General features: G+C 36.7%; 23 protein-coding genes. 2 read left to right on the top strand and 21 right to left on the bottom strand.

Annotated features, from left to right (window positions below):
- Nucleotides 1-216 precede the first annotated feature (216 nt).
- Both HMPREF0874_RS00455 and HMPREF0874_RS00450 read left to right on the top strand, forming a co-directional pair.
- Nucleotides 217-1,170, top strand: a complete 954-nt coding sequence (locus tag HMPREF0874_RS00455) for a nitronate monooxygenase (protein ID WP_004697213.1) — start codon at nt 217-219, stop codon at nt 1,168-1,170.
- Nucleotides 1,171-1,191: 21 nt separating this feature from the next.
- Nucleotides 1,192-1,740 (top strand): gamma carbonic anhydrase family protein, encoded by a 549-nt coding sequence (locus tag HMPREF0874_RS00450; RefSeq protein ID WP_008600651.1) that lies wholly within the window; start codon nt 1,192-1,194, stop codon nt 1,738-1,740.
- 92 nt (nt 1,741-1,832) lie between these two features.
- Here the strand turns inward: HMPREF0874_RS00450 and HMPREF0874_RS00445 are convergent, their stop codons facing one another.
- The 21 genes from HMPREF0874_RS00445 to HMPREF0874_RS00345 all read right to left on the bottom strand — a co-directional run bounded on the left by HMPREF0874_RS00445 (nt 1,833) and on the right by HMPREF0874_RS00345 (nt 25,304).
- Entirely contained in the window at nt 1,833-3,071 is a 1,239-nt protein-coding gene (locus tag HMPREF0874_RS00445; protein ID WP_008600649.1) for a chloride channel protein, read from the bottom strand.
- A gap of 2 nt (nt 3,072-3,073) precedes the next feature.
- Nucleotides 3,074-3,571 (bottom strand): anaerobic ribonucleoside-triphosphate reductase activating protein, encoded by a 498-nt coding sequence (gene nrdG, locus HMPREF0874_RS00440; protein ID WP_004697282.1) that lies wholly within the window; start codon nt 3,569-3,571, stop codon nt 3,074-3,076.
- Nucleotides 3,572-3,826: 255 nt separating this feature from the next.
- On the bottom strand, nt 3,827-5,977 hold the full coding sequence (nrdD, locus tag HMPREF0874_RS00435) for an anaerobic ribonucleoside-triphosphate reductase (RefSeq protein WP_008600647.1): 2,151 nt from the start codon (nt 5,975-5,977) through the stop codon (nt 3,827-3,829).
- A gap of 244 nt (nt 5,978-6,221) precedes the next feature.
- A complete protein-coding gene (locus tag HMPREF0874_RS00430; protein ID WP_008600644.1) occupies nt 6,222-7,025 on the bottom strand; it encodes a tyrosine-protein phosphatase in 804 nt (267 codons plus the stop codon).
- Between the two features lie 289 nt (nt 7,026-7,314).
- Nucleotides 7,315-7,749 (bottom strand): VanZ family protein, encoded by a 435-nt coding sequence (locus tag HMPREF0874_RS00425; protein WP_008600642.1) that lies wholly within the window; start codon nt 7,747-7,749, stop codon nt 7,315-7,317.
- Nucleotides 7,750-7,785: 36 nt separating this feature from the next.
- Complete coding sequence (locus HMPREF0874_RS00420; protein WP_008600640.1) at nt 7,786-8,952, bottom strand: nucleotide sugar dehydrogenase; 1,167 nt, start codon at nt 8,950-8,952, stop codon at nt 7,786-7,788.
- A complete protein-coding gene (locus tag HMPREF0874_RS00415) occupies nt 8,953-10,050 on the bottom strand; it encodes an NAD-dependent epimerase/dehydratase family protein (RefSeq protein ID WP_008600638.1) in 1,098 nt (365 codons plus the stop codon).
- A gap of 22 nt (nt 10,051-10,072) precedes the next feature.
- A complete protein-coding gene (locus tag HMPREF0874_RS00410; RefSeq protein WP_004697227.1) occupies nt 10,073-11,527 on the bottom strand; it encodes a lipopolysaccharide biosynthesis protein in 1,455 nt (484 codons plus the stop codon).
- On the bottom strand, nt 11,527-12,660 hold the full coding sequence (locus tag HMPREF0874_RS00405; RefSeq protein ID WP_232197504.1) for a CapA family protein: 1,134 nt from the start codon (nt 12,658-12,660) through the stop codon (nt 11,527-11,529). The genes HMPREF0874_RS00410 and HMPREF0874_RS00405 overlap by 1 nt, the downstream gene beginning before the upstream one ends.
- Entirely contained in the window at nt 12,644-13,576 is a 933-nt protein-coding gene (locus tag HMPREF0874_RS00400; RefSeq protein ID WP_039964885.1) for an ATP-grasp fold amidoligase family protein, read from the bottom strand. The genes HMPREF0874_RS00405 and HMPREF0874_RS00400 overlap by 17 nt, the downstream gene beginning before the upstream one ends.
- Nucleotides 13,554-14,795, bottom strand: coding sequence for an O-antigen ligase (locus tag HMPREF0874_RS00395; RefSeq protein ID WP_008600633.1), 1,242 nt, complete (start codon nt 14,793-14,795; stop codon nt 13,554-13,556). Before HMPREF0874_RS00395 ends, HMPREF0874_RS00400 begins: the two co-directional genes overlap by 23 nt.
- A gap of 19 nt (nt 14,796-14,814) precedes the next feature.
- Nucleotides 14,815-15,882: a glycosyltransferase gene (locus tag HMPREF0874_RS00390; RefSeq protein ID WP_004697063.1), complete on the bottom strand. Its 1,068-nt coding sequence runs from the start codon at nt 15,880-15,882 to the stop codon at nt 14,815-14,817.
- Nucleotides 15,879-16,928: an NAD(P)-dependent oxidoreductase gene (locus tag HMPREF0874_RS00385; RefSeq protein ID WP_008600631.1), complete on the bottom strand. Its 1,050-nt coding sequence runs from the start codon at nt 16,926-16,928 to the stop codon at nt 15,879-15,881. Before HMPREF0874_RS00385 ends, HMPREF0874_RS00390 begins: the two co-directional genes overlap by 4 nt.
- Nucleotides 16,921-17,643 (bottom strand): 2-C-methyl-D-erythritol 4-phosphate cytidylyltransferase, encoded by a 723-nt coding sequence (locus HMPREF0874_RS00380; protein ID WP_008600630.1) that lies wholly within the window; start codon nt 17,641-17,643, stop codon nt 16,921-16,923. The genes HMPREF0874_RS00385 and HMPREF0874_RS00380 overlap by 8 nt, the downstream gene beginning before the upstream one ends.
- Nucleotides 17,644-17,652: 9 nt before the next feature.
- Nucleotides 17,653-18,519, bottom strand: a complete 867-nt coding sequence (locus tag HMPREF0874_RS00375; RefSeq protein WP_008600629.1) for a phosphorylcholine transferase LicD — start codon at nt 18,517-18,519, stop codon at nt 17,653-17,655.
- A gap of 11 nt (nt 18,520-18,530) precedes the next feature.
- Nucleotides 18,531-19,217, bottom strand: coding sequence for a sugar transferase (locus tag HMPREF0874_RS00370; RefSeq protein ID WP_008600628.1), 687 nt, complete (start codon nt 19,215-19,217; stop codon nt 18,531-18,533).
- Complete coding sequence (locus HMPREF0874_RS00365) at nt 19,211-20,410, bottom strand: DegT/DnrJ/EryC1/StrS aminotransferase family protein (protein WP_039964883.1); 1,200 nt, start codon at nt 20,408-20,410, stop codon at nt 19,211-19,213. Before HMPREF0874_RS00365 ends, HMPREF0874_RS00370 begins: the two co-directional genes overlap by 7 nt.
- Before the next feature lie 77 nt (nt 20,411-20,487).
- On the bottom strand, nt 20,488-21,099 hold the full coding sequence (locus HMPREF0874_RS00360) for a CpsD/CapB family tyrosine-protein kinase (RefSeq protein ID WP_008600626.1): 612 nt from the start codon (nt 21,097-21,099) through the stop codon (nt 20,488-20,490).
- Nucleotide 21,100: 1 nt separating this feature from the next.
- On the bottom strand, nt 21,101-22,546 hold the full coding sequence (locus tag HMPREF0874_RS00355; RefSeq protein WP_008600625.1) for a GumC family protein: 1,446 nt from the start codon (nt 22,544-22,546) through the stop codon (nt 21,101-21,103).
- 150 nt (nt 22,547-22,696) lie between these two features.
- Nucleotides 22,697-24,523 carry a nucleoside-diphosphate sugar epimerase/dehydratase gene (locus HMPREF0874_RS00350; RefSeq protein ID WP_008600624.1) on the bottom strand — a complete coding sequence of 609 codons (1,827 nt, stop codon included), beginning with the start codon at nt 24,521-24,523 and terminating at the stop codon, nt 22,697-22,699.
- Nucleotides 24,524-24,560: 37 nt separating this feature from the next.
- A complete protein-coding gene (locus tag HMPREF0874_RS00345) occupies nt 24,561-25,304 on the bottom strand; it encodes a polysaccharide biosynthesis/export family protein (RefSeq protein ID WP_008600623.1) in 744 nt (247 codons plus the stop codon).
- Nucleotides 25,305-25,455 lie beyond the last annotated feature (151 nt).

The following is a 25,455-nucleotide window of genomic DNA, read 5'->3' as shown; positions in this document are numbered from 1 at the left end:
TATACTATTATATAGAGAAGAGATTATGTGACTACATATAATCTCCAAATAATATTACGCTTAATCTCTTTAGTATATAAGTATATACTGATGAATATTCTTGACTTTATTAATACTCTAATTTTATATAAGAAAATAAAATCATTCTTATATAAAATTCTCGTATAAAGGTATAATAAAGTTTCAGTAAATTTAATTGTTATCATAGGAGGCTTTATGAGAACAGCGTTAACACAACTTTTACAAATCGAATACCCTATCATCCAAGGTGCTATGGCTTGGGTATCTGAACACAAACTAGTTGCTGCCGTAGCTAATGCAGGTGCTACAGGTGTAATTGCTCTTGGTGGTCGTGATGCAGAATGGACGCGCAACGAGATTCGTGCCTGTAAAGACTTAACGGATAAGCCTTTCGGAGTCAATCTCATGTTAATGGCTCCCAATAAAGACGAATTAGTGGATATTATCATTGAAGAAAAGCCTGCATTTGTAACACTTGGAGCAGGCAATCCTGTACCATATATTAAACCATTGCAAGATGCAGGCATTAAAGTTATCCCTGTTGTCCCATCTCTAAAACTTGCTAAACGCATTGAAGAAGCTGGTGCTGATGCAATTATTATTGAGGGTATGGAAGCTGGTGGACATATTGGTAGCCAAACAACCATGTCCTTGATGGAAAATATTTTACCTGAGATTTCCATCCCTGTTGTTGTAGCAGGCGCTATCGTAGATGGTCGTGGTATTGCAGCAGCATTGTTGATGGGTGCTGAGGGTGTACAAATGGGTTCCCGTTTTTTGTTAGCTGAAGAATGCCAAGCCCACATAAATATGAAAGAAGCAATTATTAAAGCCACAGATACAGACTCTGTTGTAACGGGTCTCCTCTCCGGTCACGGTGGAGTACGTAGCTTGAAAAACGAATTCACTACACGTTACTTAGCTGCCGAAACAGATGGTGTTACTACCCCTGAAGAACGTACCAAAATGTCCCAAGGCACTAACAAACGTGCTGCTATCGATGGTGATGTTGTAAATGGTGCTGTACAAGTTGGACAGGGTTTAAACCGACTTACTACTATTGAACCTGCTCACACTATAGTACAAACAGTAATGAATGAAGCTATCATGTCTATTCGTAAAGCACAACGTCTTATTGAAATCGTATAATTAATAAATTAGGAGTTCCTTATGTTACCATTTCACGGAAAATACCCAAAATTAGATCCTAAAAGTTGTGTTATGCCTGGTGCAGAACTTGCAGGTGATGTTGAACTAAAAGAATATGCTTCCATTTGGCAAAACTGCGCACTTCGCGGTGATGTAAATAAAATTGTAGTAGGTCGTTATTCTAATGTACAGGATAACTCTGTATTACACGTTGATGACGACAGGGCTTGTATTCTTGGAGATTATGTAACAATTGGCCATGGTGCAATAGTACACGCTAGTACCATCGAAGACAATGTATTAGTTGGAATGGGCGCTGTTGTATTAAGCGGTTGTCATATTGGCTCTGGCTCTATTATCGCTGCTGGTGCAGTCATAAAGGAGAACACTGTAATCCCACCTAATTCTTTAGTTGTTGGAATCCCAGCTCGCATAGCTCGTACAGATGAAACGCAAATCGAACGTATTCACAATCAAGCACTAAAATATAAACACTTGTGGACTGTAGAATATGGCATGCTTCCTGATGCGGGTGGCGAGGAATACGATAAGAACGCAAAAATCGTATAATCATATATACACTAAAAGCGGATAGTTGATTAGTTCAACTATCCGCTTCTTTTCTATATATTATATTTACTTTTATTAACTGCTATTTAGTGCTACTTAGTACTATTTAATTTTGATTGAATGATTTGCTCTACCATAAGAGCTGTCCCCATTGTTAAAGCTATAGGAAACAACATTTCTACAGAGAAACGAGATAATTCAAGCATAAATACACAAGATGTCATAGGCATTTTTTGTGCAAGGCCTAAGAATACTACGGCCCCCACAAAAGCAGACATTCCCAAAGATACTGGCGCTATAGCAATAGCCCATACGGTACCAAATACGATTCCCAAAGTACTGCCTAACATCATAGATGGTGTAATACGGCCACCATATGCACCAGCGGCCAAGGCAAGTAAAACAGCTACCCATTTAGATCCAAATAGACCCAATGCATATGTCCATGTGATATCGTTCGTAAAAGTCAACTCATTGCCTGCTTTACCATTCCCAAGAATTTCAGGAAAATACATAGCTAAAACACCAATTAGTGTAAATGCTACGATAGAAATAGGAATCATAACAGGACTACTACGATGAATGGCGGGTAGCTTACTTTGTGTAATATTAAATAAAACAACACCAATTGCAATAATAGCGCCTAAAACGATAGAAAACTCTACATAATGACTCCCCAAACTGGGTTGTGCCATTGTATATTGTATGACATCTCCTACACCAGCTTGTCGCGTCACAAATGTAGCCAAACCACAACATAAGAGGGCTGCACTCATAGCGCGTATATTCCAAGTAAGAAGCAAAGTTTCTAATGTAAAAATTGCCGCAGATAATGGTGAATTATAAACTGCAGCTAAACCAGCGCCTGCAGCACATGCAATTAATAATTGACGATCTTCTTGTTTTATATCAAAATGTTTAACTAAAAAGGTAGTAATACCAGCGCTAGCCTCACGTGGTGCAACTTCTCGACCTAATGGAGAACCAATACCTACCGTAATTATTTGCAGTGTTGCATGTAAAACAGTAGTAATTGGATTCATATCCATTTTACCAGAAACTGCCGTTTTTATATCTACAACGCCTTTACCATATCTGTGAATCAAAACCCAACCTACGCCACCTATCACGCCACAGACGATTAAGGGTATTAATCGTTCTATCGGTGATACTCGGGCCACAGCTGCACCAAAGCTCAGATGTTCAGCAGAGGAGTAATTATATACGAAATGTTGGATTCCATGTAATAAATGCGTATAGGAAGCCCCTACTAGCCCCGCTATAAAGCCAACTATAATAATGAGTCCTATAAATCGTTTATCATATATCATATTTACTCCATCGCTAATACAATTTCCCCAGCCGCTAATGTCTTTTTAACATCAATGATACGCTGATTTGAGGAACCTCTGAAGCGCAAAGCAGGGTCCTTAAGTTCATCTACAAAGCGGCCATCTACGAGAATGTCGATTTCTTGTAATAAAGCACTTCGCAACTCATCTTCTAAGATATCATCTATTTCATAGCCGGAATAGGCCCAAATCTTCTTTTCTGGCGCCGCTGCTCGAACAGCTCTCACCACCGGTAATAAGCCTTGTACATTTTGAAATGGCTCCCCACCTAATAATGTTAAACCTGAACATGTAGGATTCTTTACATAGGAAACCACTAAATCTGTCTCAGCTTGCGTCCATACCTTACCAGCATTAAAATCTTGGTATTCTTCGTTAAAACAATTATAACAACAATGTGTACAACCTGTTACAAATATAGATGTACGAATCCCTTCTCCATTGGCAATATCATATTGTCTTATTTGCCCATATCTCATCATAACCTCCATAGTAGTGCCTATCAACTTTGATCAACACTATATAGATATATTTCAATTTCCCATATATACAGTAAAAGCTGTGCCTAAGGCACAGCTTTTACCATTTAAAACTATCGTATTTAGAACTAAAATCATATCTATTAGCATACCCACATCATTAGATGTCTATGATAATTATATTAATCTATATAACAGTTTATCTTAATCTGCTTAATATACAGGATAATTATTAAAACTATAACTCTAATAATCTTAAATGTGCATTACACGATCTTTAATTTCCTTTGTGCGCCCTTCATTCCAGAAGTTTTCGCCAAGGTATCCACAAGTACGACGGATAACAGTTAATTTATCGCGATTTGTATTGTGGCAACGAGGGCATTCCCACTCGTTATGTTCATTTACCTTAATTTCTCCATCAAAGCCACATTCGTGACAATAGTCAGACTTGGTATTAAATTCAGCATAAGAAATATGATCATAAATATATTGAATCATAGTCAAAACAGCTGGAATATTATTAGTCATATTAGGAATTTCTGCATAGGAAATACAGCCACCTGTAGATTTCTTTTGGAACTCAGATTCAAAGGAGAACTTGTCAAATACATTAATCTCTTCTCGTACGCTTACATGATAACTATTAGTATAATAACCCTTATCCGTAATGTCCTCAATAATACCAAAACGAGCGCGATCCAAAGAAGAGAATCGATGGGTTAAACTTTCAGCAGGTGTACCATATAATGCGAACCCCATGTTATGTTTAACTCGCCATTCATCAACAGCTGTATTTAAGCGATCCATAATCTTCATCGCAAAAACGCGACCTTTCTCGCCTGTATTCGATTCACCGGTAATTAAACGAGTTGCTTCATAAATACCAATATATCCCAAGGAAATAGTCGCATAACCGCCAGTCAAGAATTTGGCAATTTTCTCGCCTTTTTTAAGTCTTGCGATAGCACCGTGTTGCCAATGGATTGGTGACACATCGCTCACTACGTCCTTAAGTAATTCATAACGAAGCATAAGCGCTTTTTCTGCCAACTCAAGTCGTTTATCTAAAATTTCAAAATATCGTTCTTCACTACCGCGGGCTAGAATACCAATTTGAGGTAAGTTTAAACTTACTACACCAATGTTAAAACGTCCATCAAACTTGTATTCACCATTTTCATCCTTCCAAGGAGATAAGAAGGATCGACAGCCCATAGGACTAAAGACATTACCTGAGTAGTTTTCCTTCATTTTTTTTGCAGAAATATAGTCAGGGTACATGCGCTTAGCCGTACATTGTGCTGCCAATTCAGTTAAGTAATAGTATGGACTATCTGGTGTTACATTATGCTCATCAAGAACATAAATCAACTTAGGAAAGGCTGGTGTAATATATACATCGGCTTCGTTTTTTACACCTTTAATACGTTGGCGCAAAATTTCTTCTGTAATAAGAGCCGCTTCCTTCGCGTATTCATAGTCTGGTTGGAAATACATAAATAATGTAACAAATGGAGATTGACCATTTGTGGTCATCAATGTATTGATTTGGTATTGAATAGTTTGGATACCATCTTTAACCTCTTTACGCGTACGTTTCCACGCTATTTCACGAGCCTTTTCCATATTAGGCTCCATGCCATAAATCTCAACTTGCTCTTCAATAACATTATTGAGGATTTTTTCATAAGATTTACGTACAAATGGTGCCAAAATACGGTCAATACCATTAATACTTTGACCACCATATTGACCAGATGCTACTTGTGCAATGATTTGTGTTGTTACAGTACAAGCAACTTGGAAAGACTTAGGTGTATCGATTTTTTTACCATTAATTACTGTGCCATTTGTAAGCATATCTTCCAAATTAATCAAGCAACAGTTAAACATAGGTTGAATAATATAATCCATATCATGGAAGTGGATAGCTCCACTATCATGGGCTTCCAAAATATCGGTAGGAATCAATTTACGACGAGCAATATCCTTAGATACTTCACCAGCAATTAAATCCCGTTGGGTAGATACAATAGCAGCATCCTTATTAGAATTTTCATCAAGAACACTGATATTACTACGATCTAATAAACCAATTACATCATCATCAGTTGTATTTTGACGGCGTTTAAAAGCTTGAACAGCTTTGTAACCTTCATAGGCACGTGCCGTTGCAGGATTATGATACTCAATCAACTTATAATACACTTGATCTTCAATAGCATAAATTGTCATGTCTTTTTGAAGCTTAGTAGCATATTCCTCAATTTCATTTGCAATACGCTGTGCCAAGCCCTCTTCGTACAACCCAGTACTACTATGTTCAGCTTTTTCAATAGCCAAAGCAATCTTGTTTTTGTCGAATGGTACCTTCGTGCCATCACGCTTAATGACCTGCAACATATTGGCAACCTCCCCATCTTGTTACTGCCAAAATATATGTTAAGAAGTATAAAAAGTATGTCTAATCACACTTTTTATAAATTTATATGTAAAAATGTAAAGAATTATTAGAAACCCCCTCTATTTTTACCGCCTTCTCAGTATACTATATATGGTGGTTGTTTTCAACCCTAAATACAATATAAAGTAAAAATAGGTCCCTTTATCTATGCCAATATGACATGGATAAAAGAACCTATATAAATTATAATGCAAAGCCAAATAGACGAGTTAAGAAATTACCCTTTTTCCCCACCCAACTAGATGGGACAGAAGGATAAAATGTGCGATTAGCTAAGAGGTCGCGTTCATTAAGATGGATATTTGGCAACAAATCTTTTTTATACGTATTGTCTAATTCAGAAATTGCTTCCACATAACCTTGGTACGTCTCAACATCACAGCCATCGCTGTAACCAGTACCAAAGAAATGAATTAAACCATTTCGATATAATTCAATGGCCCTATCATAGTTAGCGTTACCATGATCAAAAGATGCCATATTACATTGAATCAAAATACCTCTATCAACCCATGCTAGTAATTGTTCAGGTTTAGTAAATAATTGTCCATAAGTTTCTACTTCACTAATAATAGGTACAAGCCCCATATCTAGTAGACTTAATAACCACGCATTAATATGATGCACTTTGCTATTTTGTGGAAGAGCAACTAATATAAAATGGCTATCTCCCAACGTATATTGATTGCGATGAGAAGCTATATATGCAACCATTTCATCACAAAGCATTACGCGAGCTCCACTGTGAATAGTTATATCTACTTGTTGCTCCTTAACCATAACTTTTACTTTATTAACTAAAGAGTTTATAGCATTCCATGTGTTCAGATCCATAGATACTGTTACATCAGGCGTACTAAAAATATCTGTAATACCTTGTTCAGACAAGGACTTAATCATTTTTACTGATTCTGCCATTGTTTGAGGCCCTTGTGGGCCTAACACAGCTGGCAAAATGCAACCATGTAAATCAACCACGCGACTCATAATCTTTCCCTTCTACTTTCGATTTTCTTTTCAAAATCGACCTCTTTTATAAAGTTCATGTTCTTCTCATTTAAGTTTATAATTCATTTTACATTCACGATTATAACAAGGGACCGGTCGCTTGTATAGTGGTTTTTCTATAAAAATAAATAAATTATTATATGTTCATTTAATACAATTTTTTATATATTCATTTATCCTTCATAAAATATGACCCATAATTTCTACAATTATGAGTCATATTTTACACATTATTATATTAATAATTATTTAATTTTTAAATGTACTTTTATCTTTTATCATGACTAATATAATAAGTTAATTTCACTACCGATATACCGATGATTATACCAACTGTATCAATCAGTACATCAGACAGTTGAGAGCTGCGTCCTAGAGAAAATAATTGTATAAATTCATCTAGACTAGCTATTACTATACCCACTACTATTGTTTTTACTACTGTGCCATATTCAATATAGCGGCGTAGAACTACATATAAAACACCACCAAGGATTGTGAACTCTGTAAGGTGGGCTAATTTTCGAATAATCCTATTTAAGGCCCATATATTTCCGTAAAAGCCTAATTTATTAGCTATAGGGGCAATCCACTTTGCAAAAATAAGACTAAACCCATCAGAGGTTCCTCCATTTTGCAAGGAATTATCCCATATAAAAAACACAATTAGACATAACACAATATATAGTATCCAACGTTTCATACTACTCTCCTAAACGCCACAATACATATAGCTGTATTAATCTCTATCAAAAATATCTCGTGTATAAACTTTATCTTTTACACCTTCTAAGCTACTATCCCAGCGATTAGCTACAATGACATCACTAATACGCTTAAAATCTTCAAAATTACGTATAACTGGCGAATTAAAGAAATCTTCTGCATCTAGTGTAGGTTCATATACTACCACAGCAATCCCTTTCGCCTTAATACGTTTCATAACACCTTGAATGGCTGATGCTCTAAAATTATCAGAGTTCATCTTCATGGTCAAGCGATAGATACCAACAATTTTCGGATTTTTAGCAATAATAGTATCTGCCACATGATCTTTACGTGTTCTATTCGCATCGACAATGGCAGAAATTAAGTTTTGTGGTACATCATTATAGTTAGCTAATAATTGCTTTGTATCTTTTGGCAAGCAATAACCACCATAACCAAAGGAAGGATTATTATAAAAATCTCCAATACGAGGATCTAAACAAACCCCCTTGATGATTTGACTTGTGCTAAGGCCACGTACTTCAGCATAGGAGTCTAACTCATTGAAATACGCTACACGTAATGCTAAATACGTATTAGCAAACAATTTAATTGCTTCCGCTTCCGTAGAATCAGTATATAATTGTGGAATATTTTCTTTAATAGCACCTTCCGCTAGTAATTGGCCAAAACGACGTGCTCTGTCAGAATCCTCGCCCACAACAATACGGGATGGATGTAAATTATCGTATAAGGCTTTACCTTCACGCAAGAATTCTGGCGAGAAAATTAAATTCTCCGTATTAAATTCTTTACGCATTTGTACCGTATAGCCCACCGGTACAGTTGATTTAATAATCATTACTGCATCAGGATTAATCTCTAGCACAGTTTTAATGACTTGTTCAACAGAAGATGTATCGAAAAAGTTTTTTTGAGGATCATAATTTGTAGGTGTCGAAATGATAACATAATCTGCACTGTTAAAAGCTTCTACTGGGTCAAGTGTAGCTTTGAAGTTTAACTCCTTAGTAGCTAAATACTCTTGCAATTCAGCATCTACAATAGGTGTCTCTTTGCGATTTAACATATCTACTTTTTCTGGGATGATATCGAGGGCCACCACTTCATTGTGTTGAGCTAACAACACACCATTGGAAAGGCCTACATAGCCTGTACCAGCAATTGCAATTTTCATTTATTTGCCCTCCATCATATAGAAATCTTTATACCATATGGCAAAACGCTTTAACCCTTCTCGTAAGGTTGTATTAGGTTTAAAGCCAAAATCTGCTTCTAACGCACTTGTATCAGCATATGTAACAGGCACATCCCCTGGTTGCATGGGTACTAATTCTTTATGCTCCTCAAAATTATAATCTTCTGACAATACGCCAGCAGAAACCAATTCCTCTGAAAGAATGCGCACAAAATCAAGTAAATTTTCTGGGTTGCTATTGCCGATATTATAAATAGCGTACGGTGGAACCGGCAAGCCATCCGCACCATTGCGACGCTCTGGTGCAGTAGACATAACCTTAGAAACGCCTTCTACGATATCATCGATATAGGTGAAATCACGCTTACAATTGCCGTAGTTAAAAATTTTAATTGTCCCACCATTACGTAATGTATTTGTAAAACCAAAGTATGCCATATCTGGACGACCTGCAGGGCCGTATACAGTGAAGAAACGAAGCCCTGTGCTAGGGATGTTATATAATTTAGCATACGAATAAGCCAATAACTCATTTGACTTTTTTGTAGCTGCATAAAGAGATACAGGATTATCTACTTTATCATCTGTAGAGTATGGGATTTGTTTATTTGCACCATATACAGAAGAAGATGATGCATACACTAAATGCTCTACACCTCTTTCACCATCGTCATAAGAATGACGACAAGCTTCTAGAATGTTATAAAATCCAATAATATTAGACTCGATATAGGCGTCGGGGTTAGTAATAGAGTAACGAACCCCTGCTTGAGCTGCTAGATTCACTACAACTCGTGGTTTATAGATAGCAAAAATTTCATCAACAAAGGACTTATCTGCAATATTCCCTTTTTTAAAAATCCATATATTCTTATTATCTTTGCTAAGTTCATCAATCTGTTGCAATCGATACTCTTTCAATGCTACATCATAGTAATCATTAACAGAATCTATGCCAATAATTTGAGTCCCTTCTGCTTCAGATAGTAAGGACATAACTAGATTAGCCCCTACAAATCCAGCGGCACCCGTTACAAGGATTACCGTATTGTTTAAATCTATATTTTTTGAAAGCATATGTACTCCTTTCATAGTTCTGTTAATTATGTCGTTTTACTTTACTTAAGACTTTTTTATAGCCAGAAGCAATAATTATGCGCTCAGATGGAATGACGTATAAAATAGCCACATATAATACAACACATAAAAGCATACAGACGACGGTCCACCATACTGCATCATAGAGATGTAAAATACTATAGGCAATTAACCCAACTATAGATGCTGTAATGAGATATACACTGATATTAGATATTATGCGAAATGCACTCATATTGACAAATAAAGCCAGTAGCAACATAGAAGCCGCTAGCATTTCCATTCTTACTAATGATCGAGCATATACAAAGGTACTGAAATCATATTGAATACAAATATAGATAACTGGTATTAAAACTACTAGATGTAATATTTGAGTCCAAAATGATAGATTAGGCATCCCTTTTGCACGAAATATTTCGGAAATCAAATTAGCTGTTACAGTCATAATAGCCGAACTCAATGCCCAGGAACCTAATACAATGCCTGCTAACGTCCATTGTGGCCCTAGTAAAAGCTGAACAACAAAGTCTTGAAATACAAATAAGCCTACACCTAGAGGTACCAAAAATAGAGCCATATAGCGTTGGAATGTAAAGAATGTATTCGAAAAGGCCTGTTGATTATTTTGCACACGACTTAAAGCCGCGAATAATACAGGAGCCAAAGATGCTGTAGCCATAGCCATTACAGTCGTAACAATAGCCATTGGCATCTTATATATACCCAAATAATAAGCATCTAAAAAACGGCTAATAATGAATGTATCCACCCAAGCAGTGAGCCATATAGAAAATGCTTCAGCTAAAGACCATGCACTATAGTTAAACATATTCATAAAGACGCGACTACTAAAAAACAGATGAATTTGATTCTTCCGACTCTTTAATAATGCCAACGCCGTAAATAGCTGAGACCCTAGCATACCAGCAATTAAAGACCAATAATCGTACCCCATAAGTGCCATTGGTATAGATATCAATATAGGTGTAAGAATTGTTATGAGCCTAATATTTAAAAGAAACTTGAAATTAAAATCTCTTCGATACAATGCCATTTGGACACTACTAAAAGCAGATAAAGGAATCATAGCGCCCATCACGGCTAAAGGTATCCCTAAGCCATCATTACCTACTAATACGGCCAATTCATCACGACCGATTATGATAGCGCCCCATAAAACTAGAGAAAACACTAGGTTGGCAATAAAGGCCACATCTGTGGCCTCTTGCTTATCTTGGGTACTTTCAAACTCATGCTGAACAAGAAATTTTTGAAAACCCGCATCAGCAAGCATTTCCGCAAAAGATATAACCATCATAATCGTCGCCAATATGCCGAATGCAGTCGGTGCTAACATATGAGCCAATATTATATTTGTCAGTGGTGTGATAAGCTTTGCCAAAACCTCTGTAATAACAGACCATTTAGCAGCAGCTACGATTTTAGTATCCATTATTTCTTATTGATATTCTTAATGCCTCTCAAGAATAGTTCATGATGAGCTTCACATTCCAAATAATTTTGTATTGCTAAATAACTCGTTTTGCCCAAAATAAGTTCTACCAATTTTCGGCCCAATAAAGCATTAATAGTGCGTACAATAAATGATCTACCTAAAAACTCACGCAAATAACGTTTTACATGTGTATCAGCAAAGGCCTTATAAGCTTGAGTCACAAAGTGAGGGTCTTTAATTTCTTCACTACGTTTTCTATAAGCCTCTAATGTTTCTGTAGCTTCAACTTCTGTGGCTAATCGTGTACCATTATCAGTTCTACGAATAGGCAATTCAGACACCACAAAATTATCCTTAGTTACGTCTATAGTAACTAGTATTGCATCTTTCACAAATTCCTGATGATTTACATAAAAGTCAGAATTAAAAATAAAGTTTCCCTGTCCATAAATGATAGTGCCCCCCTGGTAATCTTCGCGAGACCCTACACAATGATTATGTTGACAGATAACGAGATTCGCTCCACTATCGACAAATTTACGGCAATATCTCTGTAGCATAGGAGATGGATAGCGATAGAATTCCTTGCCGCCGTGATATAGAACGATGACGTAGTCGCATTGTGCCTTTAAAACTTTCACTTCGTCAAAGCTTTCTAGCACATCAAAAGGATTAGCCCCCATTGTATGACAAGTAGCCATAGTAAACTCGTTCTCTGTACAAAGATAGAATCCAATACGTATATCATCTTTTTCAAAGATAAATGGCTTCTTAGCCTCTTTCAAATTAGTTCCAGCTCCAGCATGAGCAATCTTATGCTGCTTCAGCAAATTTAATGTTGTCGTCAACCCTTCCACTCCTTGATCTAAGGAGTGGTTATTAGCTAGTGTTAAAAATAACGGCTCTAACGCCTTATATCCATTAATTGTTTTTGTTGGCGCAATTAAATTATTACCAAATTTTACGATGGGTGTCTCTATATCAGTAAGAGGAACCTCTAAATTGAAAACATTTAAATCCGATTGCTTCAAAATTTCATAAAGCTCTTTTCCTACAAAAGCTTCTCCATTACCGTTTTCAAATAATGTTTTATTAATATCCGTAGGAACTAAATCAGCCCCGATGTACATTCTCAAGATGTAACCACTCTCCTAATTCATAATCCTTTGACATAGGACGAAATCTTTCAAATCCAGCACCAGGGAAAAATGTTAATTCTCCAATAAATAGATGCCCTTTAATTTCATAAAAATCAACACGCAAAAATGGACACCCTTTGCTAAGCTCTATCGCAACCTGTTGCATTTCACCATATGTATCTGGCTTTGGAAACTCTGTAGGTAACGGTGGATAATGTCCAAAATGGATTCCCATAAGATTCCAATCGATATCATAGAAGTTCATACGCGTTCCTGTTTTAGAAAAACGATTAGAACATACTACTGTTAACTTTGGTTCACCATGAAAACAATACATCTTATAATCTAATATGTCATTGCTACCTAACTCCGACAAATATTCCTCTCCGATAATACGTCGAGGAACATTCTTATAAGGCCACTCTCTAGCAATACGTGAATAATCCCGTTTTAAGAATGTTCTTAATTTAGCTTTTGCTGCTTCCCAATCAAGTGTTGATTTATCTTTACAAATAACGATGCCTCCACTATCATGTGTACATTTCAAAACGAATTGATTAGGCAATCTATCAAGATCAATATCATCTACAGAGTTCCATACGGAAATCGTAGGTATTATATACTGATTACCTACACGTTGAGCAATAAAATGTTTAGCTTCATGTTTATCAACCATCACTGTTTGTATTGGGTCTCTAAAATTAACCTTAAGCCATTGCAACTTTTCGCTGAAAGTTTTTGGATTTTCTAGATCTAAAGGGTATCCCATATACTTAGGAAATACCTTCTTCAAAAAGTCTTCATCAGACAAAGAGTCATAATAACCCGATTTAATTAATATCCTCGTACGATAGTAAGGTTTTGTTAGAAAGGACATGCCAACATTACACAATTTTCTGAACTTCATGTTTTCGTCCTTTCCGAAGCAGTTGCACCTCTAAATAAAACAACATCATATAAAAATAAGTGCTCTTACTTTCATAAGAAACCATACCCATATCCATAACAATCTGTGAAAGGAATAGAATGAGTACCATTATATATTCATTACTATGGATATCACGATAGCGAATTAAATTATAAGCTACATAGAGATACATTGAATAATAGGCTAGTAAACCAATGACACCCGTGCCAGCTAATAACTCAATATAATTGTTATGCAAGTAATAATTATCTTTGCCATATACGAAAAAAGTATATACAGATGGATTATTGATACCTACACCAGTTATGGGAGATTGATAAAATAAGTCCCATCCAATATCTACCAAAGCTAACCGAATAATAGTGGATGAGTCCCCCCCTGTGCCTGTAAAGGCTTCTACCATGTTAGACATTCGGTCTAATACTTCAGAAAACATCGGCAATTGCAATACCGCAATACCTATAATGGTAAGACCTAATAAGGAACCAATAACTTTTACAATAGAATTGACCGCATTAGTACTACGAAAACTTTTAAAAATAAAGAGTAATACTGTACCAACACCGACAAAGACTAAGGCCTTACGACTACCTGTAGCCGCTAAAATACCAAGTGTTGGTAATGCAATAATATGCCACCAACGAGGACGGTCATATAGCATATAATACAAGGTCATAACAATAGCATTGGCCCCCAATAACCCTACCGTATTCGCATTCAATGCATCATTAGCAATACGTGCTGAGGATGATAAAACAGTAATAAAATAATCTAAACCGTAGAAATAAACAGTATAGAAACAAACTATATAGCCTGTCCACATGCCAATCTTTAATAATGTATCCACCGATTTCTTATCTTGATAACACATGTATAAAATGATGAGCATAAAGAATATCTTGACCATATCAAAACTTCGGCTCATAGCTACGGAAACATCTGTGGCATTAATCGCACTTAGATAACAAGCACCAATAAAAAGTAACATATAAGCATGCATCCAATTAAACCGCAGTTTTATAACACCCTGTTCTCGTATAAGATAAAAAATGATGAGACCAAATAAGCATACAAATAATACATACGCACCATAGTTCGCTTCGCCAAGGGCAAAGGAAATGGTCAACGACAACACTAAAAAGATTAGAGTTATGAACCATATCATGCAATCAGCAAGAGCCGTAATATTTAACTTCAATGGTTCTCCTCCTTACAACTCATAAAACTTCTAACCAACGTTTTGCGATTTTCCATAATGGAAATTCATCGCGTACTTTGATGGCATTCTGTGAAAGTTTAGCCGCTAGTGCAGGATCTTTTAATATACTGCGCATAGCTTCATACATAGCCTGCGTATCACCTACAGGCACAAGGATACCATTCTCTCCACTTTTAATTACCATACGAGCACCGCCTACAGGACAGTCTGTAACTACTGCCGGCAGACCCATGCCCAATGCTTCCAACATAGAATTTGAAATGCCTTCAAAATCAGAAGATGATACAAACATGGAACAAGGGGCTACCTTTTCTAAAATATTACTAGCAAATCCAGGCAATAAAACGCGATTCTCTAAATTAAGAGACTTAATTTGAGCTCGTAGTTCATCCTCTAATACACCTTGACCATAAATGACAAGTTTATATTCTGGAAACTCATCTGCCAACATACTAAAGGCATTGATCATCATAGGCAAATTCTTTTGCGGATGCAAACGACAAGCTGTAACGATTGTCTTTTCTCGTTCCCCTTCTATGGGTGACGGCAATTTACCATTAATAGGATTGGGGATAATAACACCGCGATTTTGGACAGATTTTGGGAAATAAGAACGAGCATCTTCCGTTTGAAATACTAGTGCATCTGCAAATCGAAAAGCAAAATTGCGCAACGCTTGTTGATGCCACCCAATAGGTACCATACGCGGGTTATTGCGTTCAGAAAAAACAATGCGATTTTTTATAAACCAAGAACTAATCGATAAGATAAAACTCGATGCAGACAAAAAAGATAAGCATGTCGCATTTGGCCTAGTCTTTAAAATTTTGATTAGTTCTTTTATTTCTTGCATAAAGCGAATGACTTTATTAGAGCTTGTAGTATGAATTTCGATTTGTTCAATACCTTCCTCTAACGCATATTCATTACCATATCGATTAGGGCTTGTTTGGATAACTGTAATATGATGACCATCATGTACCCACTGACGAGCCAACTCTGTTAAGATTCGTTCAGCCCCATCGTTACCAAGGGAGATGGTGACAATTATTATTTCCTTTTTCATAAGCCTTCCTCTTGGATATATTCAGCTAGTCTTACATAGGCTTGTGCCATTGATACCTTAGGTTTCCAACCTAAAGACTTTAACTTCTTAGAACTTAAGAACATATGCACTGTAGGCGCATAGCCGAACCCTTGTACATCTTCTGGAATATCAAAAACAACTTTACTCTTATTATTGCTCACATGAGTTGCCACTAATTGAGCAATGCTTGCAATAGAACGCGTCTCCTCATCATGACATACATTATAGGCCTCGCCAGCTTCGCTTACCTTCATAAGGGCTAAAATACCAGTTAATGCATCGGTAATGTAGCAATAGTTCGACATAGAATCACCTTTTGTGTGAAGAACAATATTTTCATGTTTAAGAGCACTCTTGGTAAACTGCATGAATACACGGTTATCTGATACCGGAACACCAGGTCCAAAGGTTTGAGCTAGTCTAGCTATTACAGCAGGCACGCCATATTCCACAGCATAGGACTTACAATAACATTCACATAGTCTCTTACTTTCAGAATAGGAACTACGAACATTTAGGTGATCAAGATACCCTAATCGGTCTTCAGTCATAACTTGACCAGACTCATAAGGTACACCATATTGTTCCATACTAGATAAATAAACTACTTTCTTTACCTTTTTTCGACGGCCTAACTCGAGCATGGCCTCCGTGCCATAAATAGAGGTACGGATAGTTTCTACTGGATGTTCTACAAAAAACTTAGATTGTGTTGGTGCGGCTCCATGCAAAATATAATCACATGGCACATCAATAGATTCTAATGAACTATCCACTAGAGATAATGACTTATTATCTAAATACTCACCAAAAATGGTTTTTGCCTTTTCATGACTTCGTACATGACCAATCACTTTTAAATCCAGGTCATGAGTCTCATTGGCAAGTATAAGTAATTTTATAAACATCGATCCAATAAGCCCCGTTGCACCTGTTATAAGAATGCGTTGATGACGGAGGAAATGAAAGTAATTTTTTTCATGTACTAAAGCCGTTAACTCACGTTGAATAACGGAATTACTCATCTTTTAATCCTCCTAGCTCACGATTTTTAATAATCCCTGTGAACATATAATAATCAGATGGAGTTGTAATCTTTATATTTTCAGTTTCCCCTAATACAGGATATAGAGTATATCCATAGTGCATCATCATCGATGCGGAATCAATAAAGTCATGAATGCCCTCATCTTTTGCACGATTATGAACTGATATAATATCATCTAATCTAAAACTCTGGGGAGCTTTAGCCATGAGACATTCATTACGATTTAAAATATGCTTAATAGAACCATTTTGGGTAACCATAACCGTTTCTATAGCTGGAGTAACAGTAATGGCAGACCCCTTTGATTCTACAGATTCTATGTTTCTCTCTATGGTAGAGTTATCTACAAGTGGACGAACCCCATCATGAATCAATACAGTCACCGCATCATCAGGAAATAAACGCTTAGCCTCTACGAGTCCATTATATTGGGATTCTAGAGCGCTTTCACCACCAGGCACAATGGATAATACCTTTTGTAACCCCTCCTTTTTGATGAGCTGTTTTGTATGATCAATCCATTCTGCTTTGCAGGCAAGAACAATCCCATCAATTGTCTCCGTTTGTTCAAACACATCTAAGGTTTGAATCAAAATTGGTCTACCGTTCCATTCTAAAAATTGTTTTGGCGTGTTGCTATTTTTCATACGAGCACCTACGCCACCCGCAAAGATTACTGCTATTCGTTTCATAGGCCCTCCTTATGGTTGAGCTTCTTTTTTGACATAATATATGCCTTTATACTCCTTGTAAGGTGTATGTAGATCAGCAAATACTGCATCATGTTTTGCCACACGTTGTTCTATAGGTGGTAATTGCATATAGTCGCCCCAAATAAGACGCAAATATCTCTCATACCCTTTCATAACAGGTATTTGATGACCTTCAAAGTCTTTATATACAACAGAAGCAAAGTCCTCTCTAGGATGACGTAGCTTCATACCTTTTAAACTGCCAATTAACTCCGTACATTCATCACTGGTATCAAAGTCGTATTGAGTCATTCTCTTTTCTGCAAATCGCCAAATATGATAGCGTATAGACTGACTGGAAAAGATTTTATAAATATAGCCAGCTAAAGTGCGATATGTAGGCCCTTTATTATCTGGTAAACGCTGCGCATTAAAGAGTGCAAACGTCATGGCCCACATCAATTGCAATAAACGACTAATTTTACCAGGTGCACAGCCATCAATAGGCATAATTTCAAGTGCTAAACCATGACAAACATCTTCATGCATACTATGACGATTAATAAAGGTCGTATTATTATCTCTTATAGATGCACCTGCATCATGATAGATGTGATCTCGATTAGTACGACAATACGTAAATCGTTCAGTGTCAGCATATTTTGGCCATAATTTAGCTAACTTTTCATAATCTGGACGAGGCATAAATAGATCTAAATCATCATCCCAAGGGATAAATCCATTATGCCGTATAGCCCCAATGAGACCACCGCCGCAAAGATAAAAGCGCAAATTATGTTTATTGCAGAACTCTTTAAAGTACAGCAACATATTCAGCTCTTTTTCTTGTATTTCCTTTGTCATAGATGTACTCATAGGGACCTCTTTCAACGTAATACAGCTAATACTGTATCAATCATCGTTTTTATATCTTGTAAAAAAGAAAACTCCTTAATACTCTTTAAATTCCAAGCCATCTTGCCCGGTAAAACCTCATTTATATAGACTTCATCAATATTTTGAGCATTTTGTAAAAGTTGATCTTCATCCTTATAAGTAATACTGGCAATACTGGTAACCCCAGCTGGTAATAATAAGGTAGCTTTCATTTCATCTGTATAAGCAGACACGTAACGTGGAACCTCAGGTCTTGTACCAACAAAACTCATATCACCTAAAAGGATATTGATAAGCTGAGGCAATTCATCGAGACGACAGCTGCGAAGCATATTTCCGACCCTAGTGACACGCATATCATTTTGCGACGTCACTTGTGCACCTAAAGATTCTGCATTTTTTACCATAGTACGGAACTTGTAGATGCCAAAGGTACGACCGTACTGTGTCACTCGAGTTTGACGGAAAAAAACCTCTCCCGCACTATCTCGTTTAATCATGATGGCTAGTATCAAAAATACAGGACTTAATGTAATAAGCAGTCCCGCTGCCATTACGCGGTCAAAAATGCTTTTACAAAGAAGGCTTGTACGTCTTTGATTTAATATTTCAAAATAAGGACGAACCGCTTCACACTGTAGCTCTTGTGGTAGATCATAAAAGTTCTTTACTAGCATTCGGTAATAATCCTTTTAAACTGCTCAATGATATATTGCACTTCTTCATCTATAAGGAGCGTATGAAGTGGCAATGTAATTTCATTCTTAAATTGGTCATAAGCATTTGAATAGTCATCGATTGTAAAGCCTAAGTTTTTGTAAGCCGTATGCATTGGAATTGGCTTATAGTGAACATTCGTTGCAATACCAGCCTCAGCCATAGCTTCTATAACCTTATTTCGATATTCCGCATCACGGCCATCTAAACGGACTAAATACAAGTGACCACTACTCTCATGCTCATCTGTATAATGGTTCAACAATGTAACAGGTAAATCCTTAAATGCTGTATCATAAGCTTCGATAAGTTCTTTACGACGTGCCAAAAGTTTTGGGTATCTTTCAAATTGAGCTAGCCCAATAGCCGCCATAATATCCGTCATATTACATTTATAATATGTGCCCTTGATATCATATTCCCACGCACCAGCTTTTGTTTTAGCAAGCGCATCTTTATCCTGACCATGTAAGGATAACAATTGGAATTGCTTGTAGATAGCTTCATCGTCATAACCATCTATGTGGCGCCATGTAGCACAACCACCTTCAGCAGTAGTAAAGTTTTTTACTGCATGAAAGGAAAAGCTGCTAAAATCGGCTATATTACCTGTTGGCACCCCTTTATAAGAAGCACCAAAAGAATGCGCACAGTCCGCTACGATAGGAATATGACCTAATGCTGATTGAATATCATTAGATGGTATAAAGAGAGATTTCTTTTCCTCTACAATGGATCGCAAACGTTCATAATCACAAGGCACACCCGCAATATCTACAGGGATGATAGCCTTTGTTTTTGGTGTGATAGCGCGAGCGACTGCATCGTAATCCATTTCATAGGAGTCTTTTTGTGTATCAACAAGCACTAATGTAGCGCCTACATGAACTACAGGACTTGCACTAGCTGTATATGAGTAAGCACTAGTTATTACTTCGTCTCCAGGTCCAATTCCCAATACACGAAGGGACATTTCAAGTGCTGCAGTAGCAGAGTTTAAACAAACGGATTTTGGTGTACCTAATTGGTGAGCTATCTTTTTTTCTAATTCTTTAGTACGAGGACCTGTCGTAATCCACCCACTTTTTAAGGCTTCAACAACTTCATTGATTTCTAACTCTGTAATATCTGGAGGAGAAAAATTAATTCTCATATACATCACCTCAATACTTTCTGTACCACATTGATACGCTTGATTTATCACATAGAATGTTGATCAAAACAGTTATATTACGCGTCAATCACGATAGATCCTAAAAGAGGAATACCTACTTGTGAAAGGCGTTTCTTAGCTTCAATCAAATCTTTTGGACTAGCTACTTCATTTTTAACAACTAACACAACACCATCTGATTTTTCGGCCAATACAACGGCATCTGTAACAGACAATACGGGTGGTGTATCGATGATAACCACATCATATTCATCACGTACATACTCAAAAATCGTAGGTAATTTGCTAGAATCTACAATATCAGATGGATATTCAACAACTTCACCAGCCGTAAGCACATCCAAATGAGGCACTACATTACGATGAATCGTCAAATCTTCATCCATCATCACCGCATTTGTAAGACCTTTATTTTGTAGATTAAAGGCTATATGTTGTGCTGGATTGCGTAGATTACCATCTAACAGAAGAATTTTATTATTATTTTTAGATAAAGCTAACGCTGTATTAGCTGCCACTTCAGAAGTTCCTTCACCACTAGTAGCTGCAGTAATGCAAATAAGTTTACATTTATGTTGGTTACATACATATTGAAGATTGCTACGCAATGTACGATATGCTTCCACAAGTGGTGTATCACCACGTTCATTAGAAATTAGTCTAATCATATTAACCTCTCACTTTGCGCAACAATGCTACGATACGATTACTAGGCTCTTCATATTCTTTTTCTTTATGATTTGGAATCACGCCCAAATTTTGAATGCCAAGAATATCATTAATCTCTTGTACAGATTGAACTTTGCGATTACCGAAGAATTGGCCCAATGTATAGAGGCAACCAAAGATGAGGCCTAAAATGGCAGAGCCTAATAGAATAAGAACCTTACGCGGAGCAATCGCCTTTTCTGGCAATGTAGGAGGATCAACGATTTGAACTTCATTCGGTACCATAACCTCTGCAACCTTCGCTTCTTCTAAGCGAGTGGATAACATTTGATAGATATCTTGTGCCACATCTACATCACGTTTTGCTTGGATATAACCGCGTTCTTTTTCAGGTAACCCCTTCATAGCTTCTTCGTTTACTTTATCTAACTCAGCTAATGTAGATTGTTTACCTTGAGCTACTGCTAGAGCAGCTTCATTTTTAAATTTATCCGCTAACAAGCCTTGTTGTGCAGAATTGCTGGATGGTGCTTGTTGAGATGCAATGGCATTAATTTCAGCATTTAAACCGCTTTTAGCCTCTTCAATTTGTTGGTTAATCTCTTTCATCGCTGGATGTTCATCAGTATATTTACCAACGTAAGAAGCTTTACGAGATTCTAGATCTGCTAACTGCCCTTTATAAGCTTGAACCGTAGCACTATCGGCGATGCTTTTACCAGCAGAACCTAATTGCTCATTGATACTACCAAGTGCAGCTTGTGCCGTTTCTAAATCAAGTTGATTTTGAGCTTTCTCACGATCGATAAGAGTAATCTTATCGGTTAAGCCTTTCATTTGATCTGCTGTGGAGTACACCTTATTATCTATTTGAAATTGTTGTAATTTCTTTTCTGCTTGCTCTAATTCAGTTTTTGCAGTAACAACGCGTTTCTGTAAGAATTCACGAGTAGTTCGTTGTTCAACATGAGAGATTTCAGCAAGGCGTTTCAAAAAAGTATCAATAAGTAATTGATTAGCTTCTTGTGCTTGCTCAGGAGACTTACCTGTTACACTTACTTGCAATAACTCGGTTTCTTTATAGGGTTTAGTTTCAATGCGAGTTTTAACAAAATCTTCATATGTTGGCGCATTACCAGTACCTTCAGGATCTTCTATAGCAGTAATTACTGGCTCTACTACATTACGACTTTTTAAAATTTCTGCATCTGTGTTCATCAATTGACGAGACATAGAATCAGAATAGCCATTAGCACTAGATAATACAGAATTGCTCAAACCTTGAGCTTGTTTTATACGCAACATCGATGTAGATTGATATGTAGATGGTGCAAGAAAGGCATACGCACCACCTAAAACCATACATGCTATCGTAATATTAATAATTTTACGGCGCTTTTTAATGAGGACTCTGCCCACCTCTTTTAAATCAATAATTTGTTCCACCCATATACCCCTTTCTGTAAAAGTATACAAACAACAGGGTCTCTCCCACTTAAAATATTAACTGTACCTAACCCTCTCGATAAAAGCACAATGTATCAAAATTAAAATGGTCTTATACATATATCGGGTAATAAATGTATCGTCCACGACTTATACATTATGATTTGGGGCGTATGTAGGAATGATATCCTGCAACACATTAATTACATCTATATCAGTTTTACATGTATCAAAACGCTCTATTTCACGACTTAGCCATTCTTGATTAACATCTTCTAGAGCTGCTTCAAAAATTTTCTTATGCGTAGTAGTATTCGTACCTTCTTCGGCAGTCAATAATTCTTCGTATAACTTTTCACCTGGACGTAATCCAGTAAATTCAATACGAATATCCTTATTAGGCTCAAAGCCAGAAAGACGAATCATATTCTTAGCCAAATCGACAATTTTAACCGGTTCACCCATGTCTAAAAGAAACACTTCGCCTCCATTCCCCATGGCACCAGCTTGAAGTACTAATTGACTGGCTTCAGGAATAGTCATGAAATAACGTGTCATTTCTGGATCTGTAACGGTTACAGGGCCACCTGCTTCAATTTGTTTACGAAATAAAGGAATAACCGAACCACGGCTACCAAGTACATTACCAAAACGAACTGTTATAAACTTAGTATCATATGTGTGATTCATACCAAGTACAACTTTTTCAGCAACTCGTTTTGTAGCGCCCATAACGCTGGTTGGATTCACCGCTTTATCCGTGGAAATCATAACAAATCGATCTACCCCATGAGCTCCGGCTACATCCGCAACATTACGAGTACCATAAATATTATTTAATACCGCAGCAATTGGCTGTATTTCCATAAGCGGCACATGTTTGTGAGCTGCCGCATGAAATACTACATCAGGATTATAGTTTTTGAAAATTTGTTCTAATTGATTCTTATCGCGAATATCTGCAATAATTGGAACCAATGTAGCTTGGGGCACAATATTGCGCAATTCTTGATGAATAAGATAAATACTATTTTCACCATGGCCTAGGAGCAATAGCTTTTTAGGCTTTACACATAAAACTTGACGACAAATTTCAGAACCAATAGAGCCTCCCGCACCAGTAACTAAAACTACTTTATCCTTAAGATATGTTTCAACCTTGGACGTATCGAGCTGAATCTCATCGCGCTCCAATAAGTCTTCGATTGAAACAGGATGTAAATGAGATACAAGAACTTCATCATCAAGTAATTGGTACATCCCCGGTAAAATATTGATTTTACACTTTAAAGGAGCACAAATTTCCATGATTTCCTGAATAATATCTCGCTTCACGGAAGGCATGGCAATAATGATTTCTTCTACCTTATACTTAGCAACTAATGCAGGAATATCTTCACGGCTCCCAAGAATTCTAAAACCATTCATAAGACGATTATGTTTAAACATATCATCATCAACAAAACCAATCACTCGACGAGAACGCTTATGATATCGTTCAATTTCACGAGCTATAGTTGCACCTGCATCACCGGCTCCTATGATCAATGTATTCACTTGGCCACTTTCACCATCGTCCCCACTGCTATAGTGAAGTGCCACATAATGAAGCAACATACGTCCCATACCAACAGCACCTGTAGTGAGGAACCATGTAATAAAATAGATGGAACGTGGTAATGACTTACCAAATACAAACATAGAGGAATAGAATAAAGCCGTACCAATTGTAGTCGCTACAAATACTGCTAATACCTCTCGCATCCCTGCATAGCGCCAAATACGTGTATATAAATGCATTATCAAGAACATCAACATATACGAAATAAGTAATAACGGAAGTGCATCCACCATTTGATTAATATATTGAGGTTCTATGTGTCCATCAAATCGAATAAAAAGACTGATAAAAGCAACGATTACAATCGTCACAATATCGGTAATAAACAATATGGATGGTAATAAATATGAACGCAAAAAAACGCCCCCTTATATGATAGATATCGCCTTATCTTTAATCCTTACCTATTCGTGATACCATATAAGCCCCTGTTAAGATTGGAGCAATATCACGAGCAAAGTTGATACGACTATTCTTAGTTAAGTAAAGAATATCACCTTCACGCATGATGTAGTTTTCAGACATATCTCCAGTTTGTAAAATACGATTTAAATTGATAGGAATCGGTTTCTCTGGATTATCTTGATGAATCAAGTAAATTTTCTTCTTTGCTGTATCCCAGTTAAAACTACCTGCAGCCCCAATCGCATCAATAACTGTACTAGATTTAGTCAACGTATAGGCGCCAGGCTTATTAATTTCACCAAATACATATACGCGAACACCGCCCAATTTCGATACATTTACTGTGATATCAGGATTAATGATATAACGAGACAAACCTTGCTGTAACTCAGCTGTAAATTCATCTACAGTTAAGCCATCTGCTTTTACGGCACCAACCATAGGGAACGATACATATCCATCTGGTCTGACGGTATACACAATGTCGTTACCATTACGCGTACCAAGCTCTGCCTGCTGAACCACTTGAATATTTAGTTCATCTCCTTGGCGCAGACGATATTCTTTATCAGAGCTAATTACAGATGCGCTAGTTTCCAATGGTGCATGACCGTCCATTTGTACATTCTTAGCATTATAAGGCTGATTAGTATTTATATTAACTGGCGCAGCCATAGCCATTGTTGTAGTACATAAGAATGCAGCCATCATCATATACTGTTTCTTCTTCATACTTACCTCTTTTTCTATTCAACTTATTTAATTCATCACTTAATTATTGATGTATCTTATATCTAAAAAATCAGTCATGCTATTTTATCATTTTTTTAAATATACTTCTACAAATCTAGTATGTTCCAAGCGAACTTCATAAAACCTTCAA

Origin of the sequence: Veillonella sp. 6_1_27 (assembly GCF_000163735.1) — a bacterium.
Classification (GTDB): domain Bacteria; phylum Bacillota; class Negativicutes; order Veillonellales; family Veillonellaceae; genus Veillonella; species Veillonella parvula_A.
This window is presented reverse-complemented; position numbering and strand designations above follow the sequence as displayed.